An 11,027-nucleotide genomic window follows, 5' to 3' on the forward strand; every position below is an offset into this window, starting at 1 on the left:
CACATTTTGCAAGGAGTTTTGAACTAGCGAGCTTGAGTGCAATAAACGTTTTAGTATCGATGAGTCAATAAAGGCCAGGGAACGATGCTCTGGCCTCTCAGTTTTTCTACAACACGAACGCGTCTAGATGGGATTCCTACTCCATTATCGCATCGTCACAAACTCTTCTGACGCAGTCGGGTGGATAGCAACGGTGTTGTCGAAGTCTTTCTTGGTTGCGCCCATTTTGACCGCAACCGCAAAGCCTTGCAGCATTTCGTCCATACCAAAACCGATGCCGTGGATGCCGACGATTTTTTCTTCTTTGCCCACGCAGACCAGCTTCATACGGCACGGCTGGCGGTGCTGCGTGACGGCGGTGTACATCGCGGTGAAGGCAGACTTATAGACTTTCACCTGATCGTCGCCGTACTGCTCACGCGCCTGCGGTTCGGTCAACCCGACAGTGCCAATCGGCGGGTGGCTGAAGACGACGGTCGGGATGTTGCTGTAATCCAGATGCTCGTCCGGCTTGTTATTAAACAGACGTTCGGACAAACGACGCCCTGCGGCGACAGCAACCGGCGTTAGCTCAACGGCACCAGTGTTATCACCTACGGCATAAATGCCAGGAACGTTGGTGTTCTGGAATTTATCGACGTTGATGTAACCTTTGTCGTTCAGCTCTACACCGGTGACGCTCAGATTCAGGTTATCCGTCGCGGGTTCGCGACCAATCGCCCAAATCAGGCAATCGACAGTTTGTGACTGACCGTTTTCCAGCTCCAGCGTCAGGCTGCCATCGGCATTCTTCACAATCGCTTTCGGGATCGATTCGGTATGCAGCGTCGGCCCTTCGGTCTTCATCACTTCCACCAGCGTATCGACAATCAGCGGATCGAAGCTACGCAGCGGCGCGTGTTTGCGTACAAACAGGTGGGTTTCAGAGCCCAATCCGTTCAGCACCCCGGCAATCTCTACCGCGATATAGCCAGCACCAACGATAGCAGTACGCTTCGGCAACGCATCCAGTTCAAAGAAGCCGTCAGAATCGATACCGTATTCCGCACCGGGAATAGCAGGGTGAACCGGACGACCGCCGGTCGCGATCAGGATATGGTCAGCCGTAATTTTTTCGCCGTTCACTTCCACCGTGTGCGCATCGACAAAGCGGGCAAAACCGTGGATGACATCGACCTTATTCTTGCCCAGCACGTTATCGTACGACTGGTGGATACGATCGATATAGGCACTACGGTTCTTAACCAGCGTGCCCCAGTTAAACTGGTTTACCGTGGTATCGAATCCGTAATCCGGGCCGTACTGATGGATCGCTTCGGCAATCTGCGCCGCATGCCACATCACTTTCTTCGGCACGCAGCCGACGTTGACGCAGGTGCCGCCCAGATATTTTGCTTCGATCAACGCACATTTTTGTCCATACATCGCCGCGCGGTTGATAGACGCGATACCGCCGCTGCCGCCGCCAATAGCAAGGTAGTCATAGTGTTTGGTCATCAGTGTATCCATGCTTAAGTGAATAAAATTTGCCTAGAGTGTAACGCCAGAGCCATACGCCGAATAAAGGTTATGCCTATGGTTGCGATAGGAAAAACCAACCGCGTCACCCATCGCAACGGTGCGCATTACTCCGGTACGATTTGCTCCACCAGCGTATGTCCGGTGCCTTCTGGTACCAATACGCTATGCAGCCACGGCAGCACGCTCTTCATCTGAGATGCCAGCTTCCACGGCGGGTTAATTACAATCATGCCAGACGCCGTCATGCCATAGCGATCGCTGTCCGGCCGCACCGCCAGCTCAATTTGCAAAATGTTGCGAATGCCCGTAGCTTCCAGCTCTTTCAGCATACGTTTGATGTGCTGGCGCAGCACCACTGGATACCACAGCGCAAAGACGCCGGTCGCAAAACGTTTATGCCCTTCCTGAATGCCTTTCACCACGGCCTGATAGTCCGTTTTCAGCTCATACGGTGGGTCGATCAGTACGAAACCGCGACGAGAAAGCGGCGGCAACTGGGATTTCAGCTGCTGATAGCCATCGTCACGCAGCACTTTGGTACGCGAATCCTTCTGGAATTCATTGCGCAGCAATGGGAAATCGCTGGGGTGCAGTTCGGTCAGGTGGAGCTTGTCCTGTTCGCGCAGCAGCTGGCGGGCAATCAGCGGGGAGCCCGGGTAATAGCGCAGCTGGCCGTTGTGGTTATAGGTGCGTACGGCCTGCATGTAAGGTTCAAGTTCAGCCGGAATGTCGTCACGCTGCCAGATTTTCGCGATGCCATCCAGATACTCGCCTGTGCGCTCGGCGTGTTCGCCGCTGAGCTGATAGCGACCGGCACCCGCGTGGGTATCCAGATACAGGAAAGGTTTCTCTTTCTCTTTCAGGGCAGTGATGATCAGGCTCTGAACGGTGTGTTTCAGCACGTCGGCGTGATTGCCGGCATGGAAACTGTGGCGGTAACTTAGCATGCTTGCTTTCCGGTGAAGTTTTTATAAATAACGTCGATTAACCGACAGTATAACCGCCTGCGACGGAAAATATCCCGTCAAACGCTCCCCTCTGCGAGCCGCCCCGCAAACCAGCCATTTTTATCGTCTTAAATCAGTAAATTGAGAAACATGGCCGTTTTTCATTCGATTGAAAACTACCGATATTCAGGCAGATAAAGTACGATCGCACGCTAACCATGATGGAATTGGACGTTATTCTGATGGAACCTGAATATCAGCGCTGGCTGATGGCGCTTTCCGCCCCGATGGTCGCACTCAACATCAAGTACGGTGCCCGCTTCTGCGAGCCGACCTTCTATGAGCCCGGTGAACCCGTCAGTCTGAGCAACAGCTGGGGCATCACCTCCCGCGAAGGCCTGATCTCAATGATTAACGATATGACAGACGGCGGCCACGCCGAGCGTCTGGCGTATTACTATCACCTTCGGCACCACCTGACGGCATCCGAATGGCAGCACTACTGCACCAATCAATCTGAAGACGTACAGGGCGCACTCGTGCTGGTGAGCGAAACGACCGCGCTATGCGGTGAAGGCGGGATCCGCGCCTGGGATCTGGGGCGCATGAGTTTCCTGAGCCGTATCGGATTACTCAACGGCTGGATTAGCGAAAAAGAGAACCTGTGGATTCACACCCGGCTAGCCGACAGGGCGCGTTACTATTACCGCAGTTGGGAAAATTATTACGCGGCGTTCTTAATCGGCCGCACTTACTGGCTCACTCTGGATGAAGAAGACCCTGAGTGCCAGCGCTACATTTTCAGCAACGCTAGCCAGAATCCTGACTACATTGACCAGATCGGCACGCTCTATACTCACCCGGACTGCCCGATTCATGACCTCGACTGGGATGTTGATCCGATAGAAATGGATAAGCCCGAGTCCTTACCAGAAGCGGAAATATAATGGACACACAATGCTGGCAGCGATTAGGCATTGAGCCGACTCAGGATCTGGATGTTATCCGTCAGGCTTATCGTCAGAAAGTACCGCAGTTTCACCCGGAAACCGACCCCGAGGGCTTTAAACAGCTGCGCGATGCGTACGACACCGCCTGTAAGCTGGCGAAGAATCCCGTACAGTCGGATGAAGAAGAGCAGACCTCCGCCGAATCACAAAACGCCTCCTCAGCAACCGAGAGGGCCTCCTCCGGGCAGGCCGAAGCGCTGGTTAACGCGTTTGAGCTGTTGTTAAGCAACCCAGCCGAACGTTTTGTTCCGCTGCACTGGGAGCGCTACATTCAGCTGTTGAATCAACAGGATTTCGAGGTGATCGATCGCATTCGCTGGCCGCTGCTTCAGCGCCTGATGAGTGAGTCTTGCATCTCAATCCTCTGTGTCCGCGTGCTGGCCGAACGCCTGCGCTGGCAGCAGCGGCAAGGGGAGCTGTCCGGCGACGGGGTGGAAGATGTCCGCCACTTCCTCGACTCGCTCGGCTATGAGGATCTGTTCGATTTTTCCCTGCTATCGCACCTGAACCTGCCCGCACAGTTGGAAACTATCTTCTATTTCCAGCAGGCCAACGGCATGTACTGGAATCGGCCGGCATTTATGTTGGCCACGCTGCTGCGCACCCCGACCGCAATTTATTGGCCCGACAGCCCGTCGCTGATGCAAAAGCTCGTGCGCTGGCACAGCCACGCCGGTGTACCCAACGCCATCCTGCGCGATTACTGCCTGCAACAGTTGGATGCGACCCCGAACGACGCGGAATGGCTCGAACTCAGCGCCAGCCTCTGTTCGCTTACCGAAGAAAACGAGCAGGCATTTACGCTGTGGCTGACGCTTTATCAGCAAACCCGCCATGCACAGGCGGAACAATGGCTGATTAACTGGTGTAAACAGCATCAGCCGGATGCGCTTCCCTTACTGATTCAGTCGTTCAACTATACGCCAGCGCCAGACCTGACAGGGTTAGCGCTGGACGATCCGCGCCAGCGTTTCTTCATTTCTCAGCACAATACCCAGATGCTGATACGTTGGGGAGAAGCGCTGAAACTGTCGCTGTCGCCTATGGCAGAAAGCTATGCCCGTTGGAAGCTGGGCAAACAGGATTTGCAGGGCATCTACCGACATCTGTTGCTACACAGCGGGGAGGCGATTCAGGATCGCCTGTATTGGCACGCCAGCATGTTAACCGTGGGTAATGAACGCCTGTTGCAGGACATTCTGGCGCAGCCGTTGCCCGAGGAACCGCTGTATGCGTTGATTTTACAGGGATTACAGTTTCAGGCGGCACAGCGTCTATCCTGGCTGGACACCTCCGGCGCGATTCATGCCTTCACGGAATGGCTGTATTCGCCGTCAGAAGACACGTTGCCCAGCGTGTTCACTAACCAGAAATCGTCCGCCTGGCTACAAGCGCAAACCTGGCTGCGGCAATGGCGTCCGCTGTCGCTGAATCAGTTGAATAAGCTGTACAGCAGCGGCATCCATACGGAAGAAATCGACCCGATCAACGATTGTCTGGTCGAGCTGTCCGCACGCTACCAGTGCGATGTGTCTCTGGTGCCGCAAGGGGCGGAGACACCGCAGGATCTCAGCGCTAAAGAGGAACTGAGACAGGCTATTCTGATCGCATTAATGATGACCGATCCAACCTCTTGTCTGGGTTTACCGCGTCAATCGGTGCTGCCCGAACTGGCCTTAACCCACCCTGCACATTCGCTCTCTCGACTCTTCCGCAAGGCGGAATGCCACGATGGTGATGCGGTAACGCCGTTGAAAAAACAGCTGGAACTCACCGATCCGCTGCACTATCACTGCTGGATGAACTTCCCCGCGTCTATTGAGGAATATCTCAGCAGCAGGGAGACTTACAGCGAGTCCGCTGCAAGCCATTTTTATCTTACCGATGAGCATTGGCAGACGGAACTGGCAAAATCGCCCATCATCTACCAGATCTTTTTCCACGCGTTTTATGCCCTTATGGGAGAGGAAGAACAGGCCGGGCAACACCTTGAGCGGCTGGCCGCTATTCCCGTAGAAAGGGAACAGGAAGATGCGATCCGCACCGCCTTTACCGAAGGGTCGGATGAACTGGAGAAACAGCTAAAACAGCTCTCCGACGACAAACGGGTCACGCTCATCGGCAAGCTGATTCAGAACTGTGCGAAGGATGACACGTCCTTATTCGATAACAGCGATCAGGAATTTCTAACCGAGCATCTGTCCTATCCGCACGAAGACGTTACGCTGAGATTGGTGTCGAAAGTGCTGCTGCAATGTGCCGATCGGCGCGAACGTCAGTTCCAGACATCACAGGCTAAAAAGAGCTACTGGTGGCAACTGTGGCGCACGAACGCTCGCATCGGCCGTCTCGGTTTTCTAATGCAGGCTGGGTTGGGAAGCTATTTTCTCTATCGCGCGAGTGACTGGATCGGGTCGCCACCGGCGTTTATTGAAGGGCTGCTGATGGTGCTCATCGTACTCAATCTGCTGAGTGCGACGCGTCGACGCTATAACGATATCGGTTCCAATATGCCGTGGGTGATGAGTTTTCTCACTCTACTCATACCGCTGTTTCTCCTGCTCCCCTTGCTGACACCGAGCCTTAACCGCTGGAACCAATTCGGGCCGCCGCCGGCTGGCAAGAAAACCGAAACGGACACCCTGCCTAGCTGACGGCAGCGAATCGGGCGGCGTAGCAATGATACGCCGCCCAAATATCACCGAGATACCTCATCCAGAAACTGCTCAATACGCTGCCGCGTTTCGTCAATCGCCGGAGCGTATTGCCCCGCCAGCACCTGTTCAAAATCCCGCAGCCAGAAGCCGATCTGTTCCCGCTCTTCCAGACGCGTCTGCGCCCAGGCTTTTTCCAGCCGCGCCAGCAGGTTGCGGTTCATCAGATTATCTCTGGGGTGGATCTTCAGCGCTTGCAGCTTCTGATGGCTTTTCTGCTGCTGCTCGGCACTCAGGCCGGTCGGACTGCGATCGATCACTTTCGTGAGGTTATCGCCGCTGTCCGGCAGATTAACATCCACTTCCAGCAGCCCATTGATGTCATAACTGAAACGTACTTCAATGGATTGCTTATACGATTTCGCTTTTATCGGCATGGTGAATTCATCGATAAACACGTTGTTATCGACGTAAGGGCTTTCCCCCTGATAGATCGCGATGCAGATATTGTCTTGTCCGGCGGAGCCCGTGGAAAACGTCTCGACCCGCGAGGTCGGCACCACCGTATTGCGCTCCAGTATCGGGGAAAACAGACCGCTTTGCTTATCATTAGAGACTCGGATTCCGAGAGTGTACGGACAAACGTCCGTCAGGATCACTTCTTCGATATCCTGCTCACGCAACCGACAGGCGGCCTGCACCGCCGCGCCTTTGGCGACCACGGTATCTGCATCCAGATGCTGATAAGGTAATTTGCCAAACAGCCTGACCACCAGCTTCTGGATAACCGACATCTTTGATGCTCCACCGACCAGCACCACATGGTCTAGCTGCTCAGGTTTCAGGCGGGCATCGTGCAGCGCCTGTTCTATCGGCGCACGAATGCGGTTCATCAACGGCAGCCAGGCGGCTTCGATTTCTTCATCATCCAGTACGATGCGCCATTCTTCCTCGCGCCAGTGCCATACCAGTTCATTCGATTGAGAAGGAAAGCCAGGCTGACATTTCAGCGCTTCCGCATGGCTGTAAAGACGGGCCAAATCCGTCGCAGGAATCTCCGCGTCCTCAAGCTCCCACGCTTTCAGACAGGTTTTCACCATCGCCTGCGTGAAGTCTTCTCCACCCAGATAGTTGTCGCCCGCCGAGCTGTGTACTTCGATTAGCGGAAACGCGTATTCCAACACGCTGACGTCAAAAGTGCCGCCGCCTAAATCGAAGACCAGCGTACGCCCTAGCTCCTGCGTGTGTAAGCCATAGGCCATAGAAGCAGCGGTGGGTTCATTGATTAAGCGAACCGCATTCAGATCGGCCAGTTCTGCCGCAAAACGCGTCTGCTTACGCTGTTCATCGCTGAAGTAGGCTGGCACGGAGATCACCACATCCTTGATGGGGTGCCCGAGGTAACTTTCCGCATCGGCTTTGAGCGATTTCAACACCATGGCCGACAGTTCGGCGGGAGAGAACGTTTTATCCCCGAGCCGGAAGGCTTTCTTGCTCCCCATGTAGCGTTTAAACAGCGACGCCGACACCTGCGGGTGCGTAGTCAAACGGGAAATCGCGGGTTTACCGACCAGAATGCTACCGTCTTCATCAATACTGACAGCCGAGGGCGTGAAGTTATCATTCAGCGCATTCGGTATCAGGCGGGCCTCGCCATTTTGCCAAACGCTAATCAGGCTGTTCGTCGTGCCCAGATCGATACCAATCGCCAGAGAAGCGTCTTGCGGGTGTGTCATGCTGTTATTCCTTATTTAACCATTCCGTACACTACCTATTCCCAGAGTGCCCATCAGGCGCAGATCAGTAGCCCGTTCGGCGAGCAGGGCAACAGTATATACATCTTGATCGGGAAAAGACCGCGCACGAGGGATTCAGGAATATTTTTCAACAGATCTGGTGAGTGATAAATAAGCGTTATATCATTTACTATATAACGATCATTCACGGAGCATTATCATGGGAAACCATTTTGAGCGGGGCGTCCTCGCGGGGCTGAGATCGGCCAACCCAAAATCCACCAACGACATTAATCCCTGCTGCTACGACTATCGGCGCGGCTATATCTGTGGCTATGCTCACAATCTGGCTGAAACCAAAGGCGACCGCCAGCAGGCCGCCTTCGAGGCAGGGTTGTTGTCACGCCGCTACGGGCTGGAACGGGAGAGAGTCGCAGAGTTCTTTACCGAACAAGGCAACCCGTACGCGATTCGGTTTTTTTATGCAGGCTACGATGCGCACACGCCGCGCTAGTGGATGCCAGTTAGCGGCGCGCTTCCCGTAAATCAAAGCTAATGGGGATGGTGATGGTGAGCTGCGCATTATCCCCTATCACCTCTGCTGGCGGAGCCGGAAGCGGCTGAGCACGCTGCGGCAAAGTGACAGATTCCTTATCGAGCGGCGTGATGCCGCTGCTGCTGGCTAACGAAACGGCCAGCACGTTCCCCGCCCGATCCAACGTCACGCGAATCTGGGCGACGCCCTGCAATCGCTGCCGCACCGCCTGCGCCGGATAACGCTTATAGCGGCTCAGGTGTGCCAACAGCTGGCTGCTCCAGTCCGCTACCCCTTTGCGCATCTGCGCGGCATCGCTGTTATATGGCGCAGCAACTTGCTGGCTGCTGCCCGGCAGCGGCGCGCTGGTGACGGGTGCGGGCGGTTTTTCCGATGGCGCAATCTCTTCCTGTGGCGTGGTCTCCTGCACCGGCTTTTCCATTTTTTTCTGCACTTTTTTCTGCGGCTGCGGCTTTTCCTTTTGTGCCGCCGCTATCACCGGCTTCGGTGCTGGCGCAAGCAGCGGCACATCCTGCGTCATTTTTTCCGGCTGAGTCGCCGCTTCTTGCGGCGTGGACAGCGTCTGCTGCGGGCCGACTGGCGCATCCTGAGGGCTGGGAGTTGATTGCACGCTATCCGCCACCATCAACATCATGGCGGGCGGCGGCGCTTCAATGGAGGAATCAAGCGCATGGTAGCTAATCCAGACAATCAGCCCTGCGTGTAGCGCCAATGCCAGCAGCCAGCCGCTCCCCCAACGAACCGTCGTGGCGGGCCGCACCGTATTGTATTGCAGCGTCTGTGCAGCCATTAGCCTACTGCCCCTCGCCGTGGAGACAGGGGTCAATGAATGTGGCTCTGAGGAGGTCATCATGCGTTCTTTATCAAATCGTTAGGTATAAAACGGACAGCAGATAATAGTAGGTCGTTCAGCTACGGGGATCGGGCAGAAAAAAAGTGAAAACAGCATAAAAAGTAATGTTATTACGTTTTAGCAGGATATTTTATCGCGCAGCAATCTGAACCCAGTAGCGTGAGAAATAACGCACCTGTACAGGAAGCGCCTCCACCAGCGCCGCTAAAATATTATCGGTGTCTGACAGCGGGAAGACGCCGGAAAACCGCAGGCTCTCCACCTCCGGCTGGCAACGAATGATACCGCTGCGATAGCGACTCAGTTCATCAACAAAATCCACCAGACGCTGATTATCCGCCAGCAGTTGTCCTTTCACCCAGGCAGGCTCTGCCTTCGCCGCCGCTATCTGGCCACAGCGCTGCGTGGTGAACGTCGCCGTCTGTCCGCTTTTCACCACCTGTATATCCTGACCGTTCTGCTGCGGATGAAGCCTTACCGCGCCGTCATACACCGCCACCTGCGTGTGTTCACCCTGCACCCGAAGGCTGAAACGCGTCCCCAGCGCCTGCACTTTTCCCTGTGCCGTCCTCACAATGAAAGGACGCGGATACAACGCGGCCTTCTCCGCCTGACCGGTTTCGATCATGACTTCACCGCGAATCAGCGTAAGCTGGCGTAGGTCGTCACCGTAGGCCACATTCAGCGCCGTCTGCGTATTCAGCAGCAGCGTCGTGCCATCATCCAATGCCGCATGGCGCTGTTCACCGACCTGCGTCTGGTAATCCGCCGTCAACGACTGCCAGAGGTCGGTGCGCGATCCCGCCACGCCAGCGCCGCCGGTCAGACAGAGAATCGCCAGCGCTTTGAGTACGCTGCGACGCTGCATACCGTTAAGCGTCGACAGGCTCTGGTGTGCTGCCCGAGCGTTAAGCTGACCGAGATTGGCACACACGGATTCGATATGCTGCCACGCCTGTTCGTTATCCGGCGAGGCTTCCCGCCAACGCTGCCACTCGCGGCGATCCTGTTCCGTGACGCTGTCGGACATCAGCTGCGTCAGCCACGTCACCGCTTCACGCGCGCTGTCCGGCTGAATTGGCTGACCCTGTCTGTCGCGATAAAAAGTGCGATCGTTCATAGCGGCAGCGCAAAGAAACACTGGAGGTTGGCGCGTTGCAGATACTGTTTCACCGAACTGCTGGAAACCCGCAAGCGCTCGGCGATGTCGCTATAGCGCATACCGTGGAGGTGCGCCAGCAGAAACGCCTCTCTGACCGGTGCTGGCAGGCCGTCCAATGCGGCATCAAGCTGTTCAAGAATTTCGAGGGTAAGCAGACGCGTTTCTGGGGAGGGCATACAGGCATCCGGCTGCGTGCTCAACACATCCAGATAGGCATCTTCAATCTTTTTACGGCGGTAATGGTTGGCGACCAAACGGCGAGCCACGGTAGCCAGAAACGGGCGCGGCTGGCGAATCGTGAGCAGTTCTGGGTTCATCAGCACGCTCAGGAACGTGTCCTGTGCCAGATCTTCCGCATGCTGAGCGCAGTCCAGTTTATGGCGCAGCCAGTTACACAACCAGCGGTGGTGATCGAAATAGAGCTGCTGGGCAAAGTCATTAACGCTGGCCGTCGCTTTCCTCACCATCGAACTTTACCCCAGAGCACTATTTAAACATAAGAATGATAATCGTTCTTATTTATGTTTTTTCCCTCTGACTGTCAAGTTCCGAAACGAAAATTATTCAAATTTGCTGAATTTGCATTAC

At 55.3% G+C, this 11,027-nt stretch carries 9 protein-coding genes; 3 read left to right on the top strand and 6 right to left on the bottom strand.

Going from position 1 to position 11,027, the window contains the following annotated elements:
- Positions 1 to 144 precede the first annotated feature (144 nt).
- Together gorA and ACIPUG_RS12820 are read right to left on the bottom strand one after the other, a co-directional pair.
- Entirely contained in the window at positions 145 to 1,497 is a 1,353-nt protein-coding gene (gene gorA, locus ACIPUG_RS12815; RefSeq protein WP_400338645.1) for a glutathione-disulfide reductase, read from the bottom strand.
- Positions 1,498 to 1,625: 128 nt separating this feature from the next.
- Positions 1,626 to 2,468 (bottom strand): 23S rRNA (adenine(2030)-N(6))-methyltransferase RlmJ, encoded by an 843-nt coding sequence (locus ACIPUG_RS12820; protein ID WP_039498363.1) that lies wholly within the window; start codon positions 2,466 to 2,468, stop codon positions 1,626 to 1,628.
- A gap of 218 nt (positions 2,469 to 2,686) precedes the next feature.
- On the opposite strand from ACIPUG_RS12820, the gene ACIPUG_RS12825 reads away from it, so the two are divergent.
- Entirely contained in the window at positions 2,687 to 3,415 is a 729-nt protein-coding gene (locus tag ACIPUG_RS12825; protein WP_400338647.1) for a DUF1266 domain-containing protein, read from the top strand.
- Positions 3,415 to 6,132 carry a J domain-containing protein gene (locus tag ACIPUG_RS12830; RefSeq protein WP_400338649.1) on the top strand — a complete coding sequence of 906 codons (2,718 nt, stop codon included), beginning with the start codon at positions 3,415 to 3,417 and terminating at the stop codon, positions 6,130 to 6,132. The genes ACIPUG_RS12825 and ACIPUG_RS12830 overlap by 1 nt, the downstream gene beginning before the upstream one ends.
- Before the next feature lie 44 nt (positions 6,133 to 6,176).
- On the opposite strand, the gene ACIPUG_RS12835 is transcribed toward ACIPUG_RS12830, so the two are convergent.
- A complete protein-coding gene (locus ACIPUG_RS12835) occupies positions 6,177 to 7,868 on the bottom strand; it encodes an Hsp70 family protein (RefSeq protein ID WP_400338651.1) in 1,692 nt (563 codons plus the stop codon).
- Between the two features lie 220 nt (positions 7,869 to 8,088).
- On the opposite strand from ACIPUG_RS12835, the gene ACIPUG_RS12840 reads away from it, so the two are divergent.
- Positions 8,089 to 8,382, top strand: a complete 294-nt coding sequence (locus ACIPUG_RS12840) for a DUF2623 family protein (protein ID WP_400338653.1) — start codon at positions 8,089 to 8,091, stop codon at positions 8,380 to 8,382.
- 10 nt (positions 8,383 to 8,392) lie between these two features.
- Here ACIPUG_RS12840 and ACIPUG_RS12845 read toward each other — a convergent pair whose 3' ends face one another.
- From ACIPUG_RS12845 to ACIPUG_RS12855, 3 genes are all read right to left on the bottom strand, one after another.
- On the bottom strand, positions 8,393 to 9,214 hold the full coding sequence (locus ACIPUG_RS12845) for a TonB family protein (protein ID WP_400338655.1): 822 nt from the start codon (positions 9,212 to 9,214) through the stop codon (positions 8,393 to 8,395).
- 193 nt (positions 9,215 to 9,407) lie between these two features.
- Positions 9,408 to 10,397: a FecR domain-containing protein gene (locus tag ACIPUG_RS12850; protein ID WP_400338657.1), complete on the bottom strand. Its 990-nt coding sequence runs from the start codon at positions 10,395 to 10,397 to the stop codon at positions 9,408 to 9,410.
- A complete protein-coding gene (locus tag ACIPUG_RS12855; RefSeq protein WP_010296516.1) occupies positions 10,394 to 10,906 on the bottom strand; it encodes a sigma-70 family RNA polymerase sigma factor in 513 nt (170 codons plus the stop codon). Before ACIPUG_RS12855 ends, ACIPUG_RS12850 begins: the two co-directional genes overlap by 4 nt.
- Between the last annotated feature and the right edge of the window lie 121 nt (positions 10,907 to 11,027).

It is taken from the genome of Pectobacterium sp. CHL-2024, from assembly GCF_044751765.1.
Classification (GTDB): Bacteria; Pseudomonadota; Gammaproteobacteria; order Enterobacterales; family Enterobacteriaceae; genus Pectobacterium; species Pectobacterium brasiliense.

Coding starts and splice junctions, on each gene's coding strand:
- gorA (WP_400338645.1), bottom strand. CDS start 1,497: ATGACCAAACACTATGACTACCTTGCTATTGGCGGCGGCAGCGGCGGT.
- ACIPUG_RS12845 (WP_400338655.1), bottom strand. CDS start 9,214: ATGGCTGCACAGACGCTGCAATACAATACGGTGCGGCCCGCCACGACG.
- ACIPUG_RS12830 (WP_400338649.1), top strand. CDS start 3,415: ATGGACACACAATGCTGGCAGCGATTAGGCATTGAGCCGACTCAGGAT.
- ACIPUG_RS12840 (WP_400338653.1), top strand. CDS start 8,089: ATGGGAAACCATTTTGAGCGGGGCGTCCTCGCGGGGCTGAGATCGGCC.
- ACIPUG_RS12850 (WP_400338657.1), bottom strand. CDS start 10,397: ATGAACGATCGCACTTTTTATCGCGACAGACAGGGTCAGCCAATTCAG.
- ACIPUG_RS12825 (WP_400338647.1), top strand. CDS start 2,687: ATGATGGAATTGGACGTTATTCTGATGGAACCTGAATATCAGCGCTGG.
- ACIPUG_RS12820 (WP_039498363.1), bottom strand. CDS start 2,468: ATGCTAAGTTACCGCCACAGTTTCCATGCCGGCAATCACGCCGACGTG.
- ACIPUG_RS12835 (WP_400338651.1), bottom strand. CDS start 7,868: ATGACACACCCGCAAGACGCTTCTCTGGCGATTGGTATCGATCTGGGC.
- ACIPUG_RS12855 (WP_010296516.1), bottom strand. CDS start 10,906: ATGGTGAGGAAAGCGACGGCCAGCGTTAATGACTTTGCCCAGCAGCTC.